Source organism: Pseudorhodoplanes sinuspersici (genome assembly GCF_002119765.1).
Lineage (GTDB): Bacteria > Pseudomonadota > Alphaproteobacteria > Rhizobiales > Xanthobacteraceae > Pseudorhodoplanes > Pseudorhodoplanes sinuspersici.
In genome coordinates, this window is the sequence record NZ_CP021112.1 from 5,254,798 (window position 1) to 5,270,353 (window position 15,556).

Below are 15,556 nucleotides of genomic sequence, written 5' to 3' on the forward strand. Positions count from 1 at the left end.
TGAAACGTGGCGACCCGGACACGACAATGCCATGACGGGGTCTTTTCCGCCGCTTCATTTTTTCGTGGCGCCGCCTTTCTTGGATGATTTTTTACCGGCTTTGGAGGGCCGCCCCTTCTTGGCCGCCGCAGCAGGAGGGCGCCCCCTGATCTCGACCACAAGCGCCCGGACCTCCTTGTCCCCTTCGTTCGCCGTGGCGGTTTCCTGGGAGGGAATCCACAATGCCTCACCCGCCTTGAACGTCAGCTCATAGGCGGTCCGGCCGGGCGGCGTAAAAACAAGGGAGCCGTCCGTCAGGGCATACAAGAAAGTATTCGGGCGCGCTTCGGCCGGCTGCTTGGCACCCGGAGCGAGGCGCAATTCGCGCACCCTGATCTGATCGTTTTCCAGCAGCGCACGGCTGGGTTGATTTTGGGCGAAGGCAACCGACGCCGGCAAGATCGTCAGCGCGATAGCAAGAACAGCAGGTTTCATGGAATCCGTGATGCTGGGGGCTATGGATGTCACGCGGCTCTGGTGCGTTGGAAATGGCGATCGTAACGCATACTCGCGAGGCGGTAAGAGCCAAAGACAAAACGGCATTTCAGCCCGCCTGTTCCTTGCCCCACCATAAACAGGAGCCAGACCGGCTTCAAATGCGCTGCCTCAAACGACATCAGGCGGCAAAAGCCGATTTTCGAGGCGAAAGCTGCCGCAACGGCCCCGGGCTCAAGTCCAGCTCCCGCGGCCGCGGATCGATGGCGTCCATCAATTGCAGGAACGACGACGCCGGCAAAGGTGGCGCAAAAACATAACCCTGCGCCGACCGAATACCGCGCTCACGCAAGGCGATGACCTGCTCGAAGGTTTCAACACCTTCCGCGATGATGTCCATGCGCATGCTGTCAGCGAGATCGACCAGCGTCTCGATAATTGTCGAGGAATGGCTTTCGGTTGCCAGTGCATCGACGAACATCTTGTCGATCTTGATGATGTCAGCGCCGAGTTTGAGCATGTAGGACAAGCCGCCATGACCGGTCCCGACATCGTCGATGGCGACGCGAACGCCGAGATCCTGCAGCGTCGCCACGACGCGCCGCGTGCGGCTCAAATTCTCCAACGGCTGCCGCTCGGTGACTTCGAGGATGATTTGCGAATAGCGAATGGGAGAGCGCTCGAAGATCGCACGCAGGTCCCGCACGATGGTTTCGCGATCGAAATGCTGGGCGGTCATATTGAAGCCGATCTTGACTTTGGGACGCGCTGCGTAAGCATCGCCCATTTCCGCGATCACCGTCCGCATCATGCTGCGGGTCATCTCGATGATGAGGCCGCTCGATTCCGCCAGCGGGATGAAGGCGGCAGGCGGAATGATGGTGCCGTCCTTCTTTCTCCACCGCATCAGCACTTCAGCGCCGTGCAGCTTGCCGTTCGTGATGTCGACGATCGGCTGATAATAGGGGATGAACTCGCCCGCCTTGAGCGCTCGCTCAAGCTCAGCGACCGGATTTTCGCATCGGCGCTGACGCAGCAGCAAGGCGAGGACGATGAGCACCAGGAGGCAGATCGCCGCAATAACGATCATCATTTCGCGCACGCCAGCGAGTGAGACGTTGCGATCGCGCTGCGGGTAGGACGTCGCGACGCGCAATGCAAACCGGTCCGAGCTGCGTGCATTGGCGTTGATGGCTGCAAGCGTGTCGGCATCCGAAGGACGATCGCCGATTTCGTCGATGATGGTTCCATCCATCAACGCGATTTCAGCATAGCTGCCGGGATCGACATTGTGGCCCATCTGCGCAGACAATACGCTGGTCGGCAACAATGCGGCGACGCCATTGGCACCAAAGCCGCTCTGACGGCGCAACCGCACCATGCGGGTCACACGATCGCCGATCTGGACGACCTCGAGCACCGCCCCGCTGCCCTTGACCGGCCGCGCACCCAGCACCTTGACGGGGCCGACTGTCACGCTGGAATCGGTGCAGAGCGGCTGGCCCGCCGGTCCCAATACCGACATCTGCTTGACCCAGGCGACGGAGAGCGAGGCAGCGTTTAGCGCATCGATCTGTTCGGGGCGGCAATCGTCGATGCCGCGACGCGCCAGGTCATCGAGTGCCGCCAGCGAAGCGCCGAGCCGTGCGTCGGCGAGAGTGATCGATCGCCGCGCGAAAGTCTCGATCTCGCTGGCGCTCTGGCGGACGATCAGCCGGTCGATCCAGCTATCGAGCGCGATGAGGGGGACGCTCGCCAACAGGACTCCGACCGCCACCGCGATCAGCTTTTTAAGTCTCGGAGTCAAAAAACCGCCCCTGCTTATTCCGGACAAATTGCCGGTATGGCGTAAAAAGCAGGTTTAAGCGCGCGCTCGCCTTACGCGGTTACAGCCTCCATATCGCCTGTGATCGGAAATATGGTTACAAGAAGCTTAAATTGCGTGACATTCAAACGGCCGCGACGAACAGCTCGACCGTGTCAGTCATTCGGCAACGGGATGAACTCGACGTCATCACCCGGAACGGTGTCAAACCGCGCCGCTTTCCAGTCAGCCTTGGCCTGTTCGATCCGGTCCTTTCGCGACGACACGAAATTCCACCAGATATGACGCGGACCATCGAGCGCGGCGCCGCCGACAATCGCGATATGCGCTTTTTGCGTCGCGCGGATTGTGATGGGGTCACCGGGCCGAAACACCAGCAGCCTTGGCGCGGAGAAGCTGTCACCGGCGACCTCGATCTCGCCATCGACGATGTAAATGGCGCGCTCTTCGTAATCCGTATCGAGCGGAATCGTCGTTCCGGCTTCTAGCAGCACGTCGACAAAGATCGTGTCGGACGCCGTGACCACCGGCGAGCGCATGCCAAAGGCCGAGCCCGCAATGACCCGTGCCGCAAAGCCATTGCCGGTCGTCAATGGCAGATCGCTCGCGTCCCGATGAAAGAAATCAGGTTCGATCTCTTCCTTGTCGGATGGCAGCGCCACCCAGCATTGCAGGCCGTGCAGTTTATCACCGGCGACGCGGCGTTCCGCGGCCGTGCGCTCCGAATGCACAATGCCGCGCCCGGCCGTCATCCAGTTGACCTCGCCCGGCCGGATCGCGGCGAAGGTGCCAAGGCTATCGCGGTGCTGGATTTCGCCATCGAACAGATAGGTAACGGTCGCAAGCCCGATATGCGGGTGCGGCCGCACATCGAGGCCGCTGCCGGCGCGAAATTCCGCCGGACCCATGTGATCGAGAAAGACGAACGGACCGACCATGCGGCGCTGCGCCGATGGCAATGCTCGGCGGATTTCAAAACCGCCGAGGTCAGTCGTGCGCGGTACGATCACGCGTTCAATGGCGTCACAAGCGAGCTTGTCGCCCGCAGCGGGATCTTGGCCTGGAAAAAAGCTCATCGCCGATTGTAAGCGCGCAATCGTGAAGAATCCAAGACGCGCCTCATGTCCGTGACCAAGCGGTAATCAAACCCGCAGGCCAAAGACATCACGAAACTTGCGCGCGCCAAGCGGCGTGACTTCAACCACACGGCTGCTGCGGCTGCGTTTGATCCAGCCAGCCCCAAGGCAATGATCCATCATCCGCGCGCCCAAAGTGCCCGCGAGATGATGGCGCCGCTCGCTCCAGTCGAGGCATGGCCGGCAGAAAGGCCGGCCGTTCTTCGCGTCGGCCAGATCGAGACCGAGGCGGCGAAGGAAGATGCGTCCGCTATCGGTCAGTTCACCACCATCGCCGGACAGCGACAGATGCCCTGCTTCGACCAACATATCGGCGATGCCGACAGCGAGCCGCCCGGCAAGATGATCATAGCAGGTGCGGATCAGCCGCAGCCTCTCGTCGGACGGCCCGATCCGGCCAAGCCTGTGCGTGGGCTCTGCCGCCACCACCATCATGCTTTCCAGCATCAGCGCGACTTGTGGCGAGGCAAGCCGGTAATAGCGGTGGCGTCCCTGGCTGGCGACTACGAGCAATCCCGCATCGACCATGCGTGCCAGATGCCCACTCGCAGTTTGCGGCGTAACGCGCGCGACAGCCGACAATTCGCCGGCGGTGAAAGCGCGACCGTCGGCCAAAATGGACAACATGCTGGCGCGTGCCGGATCGCCGGCGCAGGCGGCCACAATGGCGAGTGTGTTGCTTGCAGTCATGCACGCGAATCTGGACCGCCGGAGCGAAGCGCGCAAGGCGCAACCCTTCGGCAATTGCCGAAACATTGAGGGGACGAGCGGCGATATGCGGAGCGTCCAGACGATGGACGAGGCCGACCATGACCAAGCTATGTCGATGGATATCCGCAATGATCGTGTCGCTCGCCGCCATCGCAGAACGGCGGCGGCAGCGACGATCGCTGGCCAATCTCAACGATCATCTTCTGCGCGATATCGGGATCACTCGTTACGATGCTGAGCAGGAAATCAAGAAACTATTTTAGCGACACAGGATTACGCCGCATCTACACGGTCACGAATGAAGCGCGGCAATGCGAAGGCGGCGCGATGGACTTCGGGCGTCCAGTATTTGGTGGAGAAACGGCCGGCCGCCTCATAACGCTGCGTCAGCGTTTCAACGGAAACATCGCGCAGCGATTTGTCGTCGCTTGCCCATCCCATCGCCAGGTGGCCGCCGACATAGGTCGGAATCGCCGCGACGTAGCAGCTACCATCGGCAAACAGCTTGCGGAATTTCGATACCGAGCCTGTCAATTCGTCGGGCTGGAAGAACGGCACACCGTTCTGCGTCACCATCACGCCGTCCGGTTTCAGGCAGCGCTTCACACCGGCATAGAATTCCTCGGTGAACAGCACGGCGCCCGGCCCTTGCGGATCGGTTGAGTCGACAATCACCACATCGAAACGGCGATCCGTCTCGGCGACGAATTTCATGCCGTCATCGATGACAAGATCGAAGCGTTTGTCAGACAGCACCGGGCCGGTGAATTCCGGGAAATGCTCTTTCGAAAATTCGACAACGGACGCGTCGATTTCGACCTGCGTCAGGCGCGCCACCGATTTGTGCTTGAGCACTTCCTCGGCAATGCCGCAATCGCCGCCGCCGACGATCAGCACCTCTTGCGCATTGCCATGCGCCAGGATCGGCACATGCGACATCATCTCGTGATAGACGAACTCGTCGGCGGTCGTGACCTGGGTCGCGCCATCCAGCATCAGCATCTTGCCGAAATACGGATTCTCGAACAGCACGAGATCCTGATGCTCGGTCTTCATCTCGTACAGCACGCGCTCGACCTTGTACGACACGCGGAAGCCGAGTTCGTCGAACAGCGTTTCCGAAATCCAGCGCTCGTTGGTCATTGTTTATGTCCGCTCATTCCCGCGAAGGCGGGAATCCAGAGTCTTTGCATTACGCGCTGGGTCCCCGCCTGCGCGGGGACGAGCGGCAGATTTTGCACCACTCAGCGCAATCAAACGCCCTGCCCGCGCAGGATTTCACTCACCGCGATGCGGCCCGGCTTGAACGCCTCGCGCAGCACCGGCACGCAGGCTTCCGGCTTGGCATCGCCGCACATGAACACATCGAGCGCGGCATAGCCGTTCTCGGGCCATGAATGGATCGAGATGTGGCTCTCGGCCAGAACGGCGACGCCGGATACGCCTCCATTCGGCTCGAAGTGATGCAGATGGATGTGCAGCAGCGTCGCACCGGACGCAGTCACGCAGGCGCGCAAAGCCGCCTCAATGTGATCGATGTCGTCCAGCTTCTGCGCGTCGTAGAGATCGATGATGAGATGCGCACCGGCGCACTTCACCCCGTTCCTCACCACGAAATGGTCGTTACGTTCATCAGCTTGCGCCGTTGGCGTCGCGACCGCGAAATCCTTCTTTCGGGAGGTACTTGGGGTCCCCAAGCCCGTCGCCGATTGAAAGAGGCTGTTCCGGCTCATATGCCGTCCTCCTCAACCAGAGAGCGAAGCCCGAGAGACCGGCATGCCGGCTCACGGAGTGAAAAAAAACGCCGCCCCGACAGCCCATCACGAAGCAAATGGACTAATCCAAGCGGCTTCAGGGGAAATAGTCAGTTCGGCGCAGGGTATCAAGCAAATTCTTGATTTGGCGTTGTGACAACGCCAATGGGCGTTAATTAAGGACAATTTGCCGCGAAACGCGCGCTCGACAGATTTTGTCAGAATTTTGCGCCTTGCGCTTCCACCACCGCCAGCGCCGTCATGTTGATGACGCCACGCGCCGTCACCGACGGCGTCAGGATATGCGCCGGCATTGCCGCTCCGATCAGGATCGGCCCGACGGCGAGCGCGTCGGCCAGCACCTTCGTCATCTGATAGGCGATATTCGCCGCATCGAGATTGGGCATGATCAGCACATTGGCTTCGCCCTTGAGCCGTGAATTTGGGAACACCCGTTCGCGGATCATCGGGCTCAGCGCGGTGTCGCCATTCATCTCGCCCTCAACTTCCAGATCCGGATGGCTTTCGCGCAACCGTGCCAGCGCCGCACGCATCTTGGCGGCCGATGCGCTGTCGAACGAGCCAAAGTCGGAATGCGACAGCAGAGCGATTTTCGGTTGCAGGCCAAAGCGGCGGACATGTTCCGCCGCCAGGGCGGCCATATCGGCGATCGCGTCGGCATTGGGCTCGGGCGTCACTTGCGTGTCGGCCAGGAAATACGCGCCCTTCTTGGTGATGACGAGCGAGAGCGCTGCGAATTCGCGCACGCCGGGCGCCAGCCCGATGACATCGCGGATATTCTTCAGATGCGCCATGTAGCGGCCTTCAAGGCCGCAGATCATCGCATCGGCGAGCTTCAAGCGTACCGCGAGCGCAGCAATGACCGTGGCATTGGTGCGCACAATCGTGCGCGCCGCATCCGGCGTGATACCGCGCCGTCCCGCCGCCTCGATATAGGCGTGGACATATTCGCGGTAGCGCGGGTCGTCCTCGGGATTGATCAGCGTAAAGTCGCGATCCGGACGGATCGAGAGGCCGTAGCGTTCAAGCCGCGTCTCGACCACCGACGGGCGGCCAATCAGGATCGGCGTCGCCAGCCCCTCCTCCACGATCACCTGTGTTGCACGCAACACGCGCTCATCTTCGCCTTCGGCGTAGATGATGCGCTTGGGCTCCTGCTTCGCCCGCGTGAAGACCGGCTTCATGATGAAGCCGGAGCGGAACACGAAACGATTGAGCCGCTCACGGTAAGCGTCGAAATCGCTGAGCGGCCGCGTCGCCACGCCGGATTCGATCGCCGCCTGCGCTACGGCCGGCGCGATACGCAGGATCAGCCGCGGATCGAACGGATTGGGGATCAACGAGCCGGTGCCAAAGGTGCGCGCCTCGCCGCCATACGCCATCGCGGCCACATCCGACGGCGCCTCGCGCGCCAGCGCGGCGATAGCCTCAACGGCGGCCCGCTTCATCTCCTCGTTGATCGTGGTGGCGCCGACATCCAGCGCGCCGCGAAAGATGTAAGGGAAACACAGCACGTTATTGACCTGGTTCGGATAGTCCGAGCGGCCGGTGCATATCATCGCATCGGGCCGCACCGCGATCGCCTCTTCCGGCATGATTTCCGGGTTCGGATTGGCCAGCGCCATGATCAGCGGGCGCTCGGCCATGCGCTTGACCATGTCCGGTTTCAGAACGCCGCCGGCCGACACGCCGAGGAAAACGTCGGCACCTTCGATGATCTCGCCAAGTTTCCGCGCCTTGGTGTCCTGCGCGTAAACTTCCTTCCAGCGATCCATCAGGGTGTTGCGGCCGCGATAAACCACACCCTCGATATCGGAGACGAAGATATTCTCGCGCTTGGCACCCAGCGCAACGAGAAGATTGAGACAGGCGAGCGCCGCAGCACCCGCGCCCGACGTGACGATCTTGACGGCCTCGATCTTCTTGCCTGTCAGATAAAGGGCATTCAGAACCGCTGCGCCGACGATGATGGCGGTGCCGTGCTGGTCGTCGTGAAAGACCGGGATCTTCATCCGCTCTTTCAGTTGCGCCTCGACATCGAAACATTCCGGCGCCTTGATGTCTTCGAGGTTGATGCCGCCGAAGGTCGGCTCCAGCGCCGACACCACATTGACCATGCGCGCGACATCCGGCGCATCGATCTCGATATCGAACACATCGATGCCGGCGAATTTCTTGAACAGAACCGCCTTGCCTTCCATCACCGGCTTTGATGCCAAGGGGCCGATATTGCCGAGGCCCAGCACGGCACTGCCGTTGGAAATCACAGCAACCAGATTCTGGCGGCTGGTCAGTTCGGCCGCTTCTTTCGGATCAGCAGCAATCGCCTCGCAGGCTGCGGCAACGCCGGGCGAATAAGCCAGCGCCAGATCGTGCTGGGTGCCGAGCGGCTTGGTGGCTGCGATCTCGAGCTTTCCGGGCTTCGGAAAGCGGTGATAGGTGAGCGCTTGCGTCTTAAGGTCGTCGGACAGATTGGACATTACAGATGGCATCCAAGGATTCTCCCGACGTCCAGCTTAGGAAAGAATGGCGCAGGACCGAAAGACTTATGACTTCTGAGGCAGTGCAAGCCGGATATGCAATTCCTTGAGCTGCTTCGGCGTCACTTCCGACGGCGCACCCATGAGCAGATCCTCTGCCCGCTGGTTCATCGGGAACAGCACAACCTCGCGGAGATTCTCTTCTTCGCACAGAAGCATGACGATACGATCTATGCCTGGCGCAATGCCGCCATGCGGCGGTGCGCCAAGCGACAGCGCCCGCAGCATGCCGCCGAACTTGGCTTCCAGCACGTCCTCGCCGTAGCCGGCGATGGCGAAGGCCTTCTTCATCACGTCGGGGCGATGGTTTCTTATGGCACCCGAAGAAAGCTCCACGCCATTGCAGACGATGTCGTACTGGAACGCCTTGATGCCGAGAATTTTGTCGGTCTCGCTCGGATCGAGGCCTAAGAATTCATCGACCGGCATGTTCGGCATTGAGAACGGGTTGTGGGAGAAGTCGATCTTCTTCTCCTCCTCGCTCCATTCATACATCGGGAAGTCGACGATCCAGCAAAACTCGAAGCGGTCCGTGTCGACCAGCTTCAGTTCTTCGCCGACGCGCGTGCGCGCAAGGCCTGCAAATTTCACGAAGTCCTTCGGCTTGCCGGCCACGAAGAACACAGCGTCGCCAACGCCAAGCTTGAGCTGATCGGCAATCTGCTTGGTCCGCTCAGGGCCGATATTCTTGGCAAGCGGACCCGCGCCGCCCTCCTCGCCTTCGCGCCAGAAGATGTAACCCAAGCCAGGCTGCCCTTCGCTCTGCGCCCAGGAATTCATCCGGTCGCAGAAAGCGCGGTTGCCGCCGGTCGGCGCCGGGATCGCCCACACCTCGACCGCTGGATCATTCGCGATCATGTTGGCGAAAATCTTGAAGCCCGAGCCCCGGAAAGCATCCGTGACATTGGCCATCTTGATCGGGTTGCGCAGATCCGGCTTGTCGGTGCCGTAAAGGCGCATCGCATCCGCATAAGCAATGTGCGGAAACTTCTGCGTCACCGGCTTGCCGTTCGCGAACTCCTCGAACACGCCGCGCAGCACCGGCTCGACCGCATTGAACACGTCGTCCTGCGTGACGAAGCTCATCTCGATATCGAGCTGATAGAATTCGCCCGGCGACCGGTCGGCGCGCGCATCCTCGTCGCGGAAACAGGGCGCGATCTGGAAATAGCGATCGAAGCCCGACACCATGATGAGCTGCTTGAACTGCTGCGGCGCCTGCGGCAGCGCGTAGAACTTGCCGGGATGAATGCGCGAGGGCACGAGATAGTCGCGCGCGCCTTCCGGCGAGGAGGCCGTCAGGATCGGCGTCTGGAATTCGAAGAAGCCGCCCGCCTTCATGCGGCTGCGGATCGAATCGATGATCGCGCCGCGCTTCATGATGTTGTTGTGCAGCCGCTCGCGCCGCAGATCGAGGAAGCGGTACCGCAGCCGGATGTCTTCGGGATATTCCTGATCGCCGAACACCGGCATCGGCAATTCGCCGGCCGGCCCGAGAACTTCGATTTCGCTGGCGAAAACCTCGACCATTCCGGTCGGGAGATCGGGATTCTCGGTGCCTGCGGGACGATTCCGCACCTTTCCGTCGATCTTTACGACCCATTCCGAGCGCAGTTTCTCGGCGTCCTTGAAGGCCGGGCTGTCCGGATCGGCCACCACCTGGGTCAGGCCGTAGTGGTCGCGCAGGTCGATGAACAAAAGGCCACCATGATCGCGCACGCGATGCACCCAGCCGGACACCCGGACCGCGGAGCCAATGTCGGTCTCGCGGAGCGCGCCGCAGGTATGGGTGCGATAACGGTGCATGAAAATCAGGTCTCGCGGTCGATTCGGTACGGAAATCGGTGTGTCTGGAGGCGCGGGAAAAGCGCATGGGGGTCACGCTTTGTCAAGGCAAGCTGCGGCCTCGACAGCGCCGCGCGTATCTGCATTGTGAGAGGCGGAAACAGACCCTCAAGGAATCATGACAAACACAAGCGCAAAGCCGGCTCCAAGCCCGGCCAGCCTCAGCAATTCCAACCCTCCCGCGCGGATGACCACCGGCCAGGCCGTGGTGTCCTCGCTGCTCGCGCACGGAATCGACACGATTTATGCGCTGCCGGGCGTTCACAATGACCACTTTTTCGACGCCCTGTATGGCGCCGGGAACTCTGTCCGGGTGCTCCACAGCCGCCATGAGCAGGGCTGCGCCTATATGGCCCTTGGCGCGGCGCTCGCGACCGGCAAGCCGCAGGTCTACTGCGTGGTGCCCGGCCCCGGCCTCCTGAATACCGGCGCGGCGCTGTTGAATGCCTACAGCACCAACGCCCCGGTGCTGGCGCTAATCGGCCAGATCCCGCAAAGCGCCATCGGCCGCGACCTTGGCCATCTCCACGAAATCCGCGATCAAGCCGGTATCATCGCCCGGCTGGTCGACCATTCGGCCCGGATTCCCCGCGCGGCCGATGCGCCCCGGATGGTGGCGGCGGCGGTCCAATCCATGTTCACCGACCGGCCGGGTCCCGCAGCTCTGGAAGTCGGCATGGACGTCTGGGGCCGGACCGAGCCGGTGGCCGAAATGGGCCCCTTGCCCGCTTTCCAGCCACCGATCGACGAGGACGCGGTCGCGGCGGGCGCCAAACTGCTGGGGGCCGCCAAGAACCCAATGATCATTTGCGGTGGCGGCGCGCAGGACGCCTCGCCGGAGGTGACCGAGCTCTCCGCGATGCTGCAGGCCCCGGTCGCCGGCTATCGGCGCGGCCGTGGCGTGCTCGACAGCCGCGACCCGCTCAGCATCACCCTGCCGCTCTGCCATGCCATGTGGCCGGAGGTCGATGTGGTCGTCAGCGTCGGCTCCCGGCTGCAGCAGCAGCTCACCGTCTGGGGCACGGACAAGAACCTGAAAGTCATCCGCATCGATGCCGACCCGGATGAACCGGAGCGCGCCTGCAAGCCGGACGTCGCCCTGATCGGCGATGCCGCGCCGATCCTGCGCGCCCTGCTCAAAGCCCTCCCTGCACACAATGCCAAGCGCGCCTCGCGCAAGGAAGAAATGGAAGAGCGGCAAGCAAAGATGCGCAAGCGGCTTGAGGTGCTGGTGCCGCAGCTTGCCATCCTTGAGGCCATCCGCGCCGAATTGCCGGAAGACGGCATCTTCGTCGATGAGGTGACGCAGATCGGCTTTGCCGCGCGCCTCACCATGCCGGTCTACAAGCCACGCACTTTCATCTCGCCCGGCTATCAGGACAATCTTGGCTGGGGCTTTGCCACTGCGCTCGGCGTTCAGGATGCGCGGCGCGACGTACCGGTGCTGTCGATTTCCGGTGACGGCGGATTTCTTTACACCGCAAGCGAACTCGCCTCCGCTGTGCGGCACAACATTCCGCTGGTGACAGTTGTGTTCAACAACAACGCCTATGGCAATGTGAAGCTGATCCAGCAGGAATGGTATGGCGGGCGTACCATCGCCAGCGATCTGGTCAATCCGGATTTCGTGAAATTCGCCGACAGCTTCGGCGCCGCCACCGAGCGCGTCGAAAATCCTGACGAGCTTCGCGCCGCCTTGCGGCGCGGCTTCAATCGCCGCACTGGACCGACCCTGATCGAGATGCCGGTCGGGCCGATGCCTTCGCCCTGGGACTTCATCATGATGCCGCGCGTGCGCGGGTGACTTCGAGACACTATGGACCTTATTACAGCAACGAAAGATCTCGCTGAAATCTGCGAACGTATGGCGAAGCATCCCTTCGTCACCGTCGATACCGAATTCCTGCGTGAATCGACCTATTATCCACAATTGTGCGTGGCGCAGCTTGCGACTGAAGATGAATCCGTCGTTGTCGATGCGCTGGCGGACGGCATCGATCTCAAGCCGTTCTTCGAGCTGATGGCCAATGAAAGCGTGGTGAAGGTCTTTCACGCGGCACGGCAGGACATCGAAATCGTCTGGCACAGGGCCAATCTCATCCCGCATCCGGTCTTCGATACGCAGATTGCGGCGATGGTTCTCGGCTATGGTGATTCCGTTTCGTATGACCAGCTGGTCCAGCGCATCACCGGCGATGCACTCGACAAGTCATCCCGTTTTACCGACTGGACGCGCCGGCCGCTCAGCAAGGCGCAGATCGAATACGCGATCTCGGACGTGACGCATCTTCGCGATGTCTATCGCAAGCTGAAGGCCGATCTCGAAAAACGCGGACGCACCGATTGGCTGAGCGAGGAAATGGATATCCTCACCTCGCCCGACACCTATCGCATGGACCCGGACAATGCCTGGCAGCGGCTGCGCACGCGTGTGCGCAAGCCAAAAGAGCTGGCCGTGCTGATCGAAGTGGCAGCGTGGCGCGAGCGCGAAGCGAAAGCGCGTGACGTCCCGCGCGGCCGCGTGCTGAAAGACGACCTCGTCGCCGACATCGCCATTCAGGCTCCCACAACGATCGAACGTCTCTCCTCCCTGCGCTCGTTGCCGAAGGGGTTCGAGCGCTCGAAATGGGGCATGGAAATTCCGGACGTGGTCAAAGCAGGGCTGGCGCGCGATCCGAAATCGCTGCCGACGATCGAACGCAACAAGCCGGTGCAGAACGGCTCGGCCATTGTCGAATTGCTGAAAGTGCTGCTGCGCATGACGGCGGAGAAGCACGCCGTCGCCGCCAAGGTGATCGCAACCGTCGACGATCTCGAACGGCTGGCCGGCGATGACAACGCCGACATACCGGCGCTGAAGGGATGGCGCCGCGATCTGTTCGGCGAGAAGGCGCTGGCGCTGAAATCCGGCCGCCTTGCTTTGGCGATCGAGAAAGGCCGCGTGTCAACGATCGAGAAAGACTGATCGAGCAATCTCTCTCCCCGCTCGTCCCCGCGAAAGCGGGGACCTAGAGTTACGCGCTGGATTCCCGCCGGAGCCTGCCATCGGGCGCGCGCAAGCGCGGCCCGTTGGCGGGAATGAGCGGGTTTTCAGCCCAACCGAAAAGGCAGCCGCATGTCCAAAGCCCCGATCGCTAAACGTGTGCCGCATAGCTTCACGCGACATGGCGTCACGATCGCAGATCCATACGCGTGGCTGCGCGATCCCAGCTATCCGAATGTCACCGAAGCCGATGTGCTGGATTATCTCAAAGCCGAGAATGCGTATTTCGAAGCCGAGATGAAGCCGCATCAGGACCTGATCGACACCATCTTTGCGGAGATGAAGGGCCGCATCAAAGATGACGAGTCCAGCGTGCCGCAGAAGGACGGCGACTACGTCTACTGGTCGGCCTTCGATGCCGGCGGCCAATATCCAAAATGGTACCGGCGACTGGCCAAGGGCGGTCCCGACATTGTCATTCTCGACGAACCCGAGATGGCAAAAGACCATGAATTCTTTCGTCTCGGCGGCCATGCCGTCAGCCCGGACGGCCGCCTCCTCGCCTATGCCGTCGATACCAACGGCTCCGAACGTTATGTGCTGAAGGTCCGCGATCTCGATACGGGAATGGACCTTCCCGATGTGATCGAGAACTGGCGCTACGGCCTTGTCTGGGCCGCTGATTCAAAAAGCTTTCTCTACACCGACGCGGACGAAAACTGGCGCTCCAAGACCGTCTGGCATCACAAGCTCGGCGAGATGCAATCGGCAGACCGCATCGTCTATCAGGAAAGCGAACTCGAATTCAGCGTATCCGTCGGGCTCACGCAATCGCGCGCCTTTGCCGCGATCAGCACCGGCGACAGCGATACCAATGAAGTGCGCCTTATTCCGACCAGCGATTTCACCGCCGAACCCGTGCTGATCTCACCGCGCAAGCCGGACCGGCTTTACGATGTCGACGAGCGCGAAGGCACGCTCTATATTCGCGTCAACGACACGCATGTGAATTTCCGCATCGTGACCGCGCCGGTCTCAGCGCCCGGCACGTGGACCGAACTAATCGCGGGCGATGAGCATCACTACCTTCTCTCGCTCACGAGTTTCGAAAATCTTCTGGTGATCGAAGAACGGATCGACGGCCTCTCGCAAATCCGGCTGCGCGACTATGCCGATGGCAAGGATCGCTACATCTCGTTCAAGGAAGCGAGCTATGTCGCGGGCCTTGGCAACAATCCCGAATACAAGGTCGACCGGCTGCGCCTCTCCTATCAGTCGATGGTCACGCCGAGCACGGTCTATGACTACCACCTCGCCGATGCCCGCCTTGAAACGTTGAAAGTCCGTGAGATTCCCAGCGGCTACGACGCTTCGCAATACGTAACCGAACGCCTGATGGCGCCGGCGCGCGACGGCGTCATGGTCCCCATCTCGATCGTCTATCGGAAGGATTTCAAGAAGGACGGCTCGGGCTTCCTGCATATCTATGCCTATGGCGCTTATGGCTTTGCCTATCCGCCGAACTTCTCGGCCAACCGGCTGTCGCTGCTCGACCGCGGCTTTGCCTGCGCGATCGCGCATATCCGCGGCGGCGACGATCTCGGTTACCGCTGGTATCTCGACGGCAAGCTCGACAAGCGCACCAACACATTCAACGATTTCGTCGATGTCACGCGCTTCCTGATCGACCAGGGCTATGCCAAGGCCGGCCACGTCACGGCGGCCGGCGGCTCGGCCGGTGGCGAGTTGATGGGCGCCATCGTCAATCAGGCGCCGTCACTCTATGGGGCGGTTGCGGCGCATGTGCCTTTCGTCGACGTGCTGAACACCATGCTCGACGACACGCTGCCGCTGACGCCCGGCGAATGGTCACAATGGGGCAATCCCATTACCGACAAGAAAGCGTTCGATTACATCCGCAGCTACAGTCCCTACGACAATGTCACCGCGCAGGATTATCCGGCTTTGTTGATCACCGGCGGTTTGAACGATCCTCGCGTGACCTATTGGGAGCCGGCCAAATGGGCCGCGAAACTGCGCGCCACCAAAACCGACAACAATACGCTGCTGATGAAGATCAACATGGGCGCCGGCCATGGCGGCAAATCAGGCCGTTACACCTCGTTGCAGGAATCTGCCGAAGAATATGCGTTCATGCTAACGCAGATGGGCGCCGTGCAACCCACAATCGCCCCGGTGTCTTTGACCTAGCGCAAACCAATTGCCGACTGAGCCGCTACCCTTCTTTCCAAATCACAAGGAAAAAA

At 61.4% G+C, this 15,556-nt stretch carries 12 protein-coding genes; 4 read left to right on the forward strand and 8 right to left on the reverse strand.

Annotated elements, in window-relative coordinates:
- Positions 1–54: 54 nt before the first annotated feature.
- From CAK95_RS25645 to CAK95_RS25660, 4 genes are all read right to left on the reverse strand, one after another.
- Entirely contained in the window at positions 55–438 is a 384-nt protein-coding gene (locus tag CAK95_RS25645) for a cupin domain-containing protein (protein WP_147413538.1), read from the reverse strand.
- A gap of 217 nt (positions 439–655) precedes the next feature.
- Positions 656–2,233: an EAL domain-containing protein gene (locus tag CAK95_RS25650; protein WP_183044182.1), complete on the reverse strand. Its 1,578-nt coding sequence runs from the start codon at positions 2,231–2,233 to the stop codon at positions 656–658.
- A gap of 221 nt (positions 2,234–2,454) precedes the next feature.
- Positions 2,455–3,375 carry a pirin family protein gene (locus tag CAK95_RS25655; RefSeq protein ID WP_086090500.1) on the reverse strand — a complete coding sequence of 307 codons (921 nt, stop codon included), beginning with the start codon at positions 3,373–3,375 and terminating at the stop codon, positions 2,455–2,457.
- A 66-nt stretch (positions 3,376–3,441) separates the two neighbouring features.
- Entirely contained in the window at positions 3,442–4,125 is a 684-nt protein-coding gene (locus CAK95_RS25660; protein WP_086090501.1) for an ArsR/SmtB family transcription factor, read from the reverse strand.
- Between the two features lie 149 nt (positions 4,126–4,274).
- Here CAK95_RS25660 and CAK95_RS25665 point away from each other — a divergent pair, with 149 nt between their 5' ends.
- A complete protein-coding gene (locus CAK95_RS25665) occupies positions 4,275–4,409 on the forward strand; it encodes a DUF1127 domain-containing protein (protein WP_245303524.1) in 135 nt (44 codons plus the stop codon).
- Positions 4,410–4,419: 10 nt separating this feature from the next.
- On the opposite strand, the gene speE is transcribed toward CAK95_RS25665, so the two are convergent.
- The 4 genes from speE to aspS form a co-directional block, all read right to left on the reverse strand.
- A complete protein-coding gene (gene speE, locus CAK95_RS25670; protein WP_086090505.1) occupies positions 4,420–5,289 on the reverse strand; it encodes a polyamine aminopropyltransferase in 870 nt (289 codons plus the stop codon).
- 110 nt (positions 5,290–5,399) lie between these two features.
- On the reverse strand, positions 5,400–5,879 hold the full coding sequence (gene speD, locus CAK95_RS25675; RefSeq protein ID WP_086090507.1) for an adenosylmethionine decarboxylase: 480 nt from the start codon (positions 5,877–5,879) through the stop codon (positions 5,400–5,402).
- A gap of 239 nt (positions 5,880–6,118) precedes the next feature.
- On the reverse strand, positions 6,119–8,401 hold the full coding sequence (locus CAK95_RS25680; protein ID WP_086090508.1) for an NADP-dependent malic enzyme: 2,283 nt from the start codon (positions 8,399–8,401) through the stop codon (positions 6,119–6,121).
- A gap of 66 nt (positions 8,402–8,467) precedes the next feature.
- Positions 8,468–10,267, reverse strand: coding sequence for an aspartate--tRNA ligase (gene aspS, locus CAK95_RS25685; protein ID WP_086090510.1), 1,800 nt, complete (start codon positions 10,265–10,267; stop codon positions 8,468–8,470).
- A 157-nt stretch (positions 10,268–10,424) separates the two neighbouring features.
- On the opposite strand from aspS, the gene CAK95_RS25690 reads away from it, so the two are divergent.
- The 3 genes from CAK95_RS25690 to CAK95_RS25700 all read left to right on the forward strand — a co-directional run bounded on the left by CAK95_RS25690 (position 10,425) and on the right by CAK95_RS25700 (position 15,500).
- Entirely contained in the window at positions 10,425–12,110 is a 1,686-nt protein-coding gene (locus CAK95_RS25690; protein WP_183044183.1) for a thiamine pyrophosphate-dependent enzyme, read from the forward strand.
- Positions 12,111–12,122: 12 nt separating this feature from the next.
- Positions 12,123–13,271, forward strand: a complete 1,149-nt coding sequence (gene rnd / locus CAK95_RS25695; RefSeq protein WP_086090513.1) for a ribonuclease D — start codon at positions 12,123–12,125, stop codon at positions 13,269–13,271.
- Between the two features lie 150 nt (positions 13,272–13,421).
- Positions 13,422–15,500: a S9 family peptidase gene (locus tag CAK95_RS25700; RefSeq protein WP_086090514.1), complete on the forward strand. Its 2,079-nt coding sequence runs from the start codon at positions 13,422–13,424 to the stop codon at positions 15,498–15,500.
- The last annotated feature ends 56 nt before the right edge of the window (positions 15,501–15,556 follow it).

Bases quoted from the DNA above. Each gene is read 5' to 3' on its own strand.
- speE (WP_086090505.1), bottom strand. From the start codon at position 5,289: ATGACCAACGAGCGCTGGATTTCGGAAACGCTGTTCGACGAACTCGGC.
- speD (WP_086090507.1), bottom strand. From the start codon at position 5,879: ATGAGCCGGAACAGCCTCTTTCAATCGGCGACGGGCTTGGGGACCCCA.
- CAK95_RS25690 (WP_183044183.1), top strand. From the start codon at position 10,425: ATGACAAACACAAGCGCAAAGCCGGCTCCAAGCCCGGCCAGCCTCAGC.
- CAK95_RS25655 (WP_086090500.1), bottom strand. From the start codon at position 3,375: ATGAGCTTTTTTCCAGGCCAAGATCCCGCTGCGGGCGACAAGCTCGCT.
- CAK95_RS25660 (WP_086090501.1), bottom strand. From the start codon at position 4,125: ATGACTGCAAGCAACACACTCGCCATTGTGGCCGCCTGCGCCGGCGAT.
- CAK95_RS25665 (WP_245303524.1), top strand. From the start codon at position 4,275: ATGATCGTGTCGCTCGCCGCCATCGCAGAACGGCGGCGGCAGCGACGA.
- rnd (WP_086090513.1), top strand. From the start codon at position 12,123: ATGGACCTTATTACAGCAACGAAAGATCTCGCTGAAATCTGCGAACGT.
- CAK95_RS25700 (WP_086090514.1), top strand. From the start codon at position 13,422: ATGTCCAAAGCCCCGATCGCTAAACGTGTGCCGCATAGCTTCACGCGA.
- CAK95_RS25680 (WP_086090508.1), bottom strand. From the start codon at position 8,401: ATGTCCAATCTGTCCGACGACCTTAAGACGCAAGCGCTCACCTATCAC.
- aspS (WP_086090510.1), bottom strand. From the start codon at position 10,267: ATGCACCGTTATCGCACCCATACCTGCGGCGCGCTCCGCGAGACCGAC.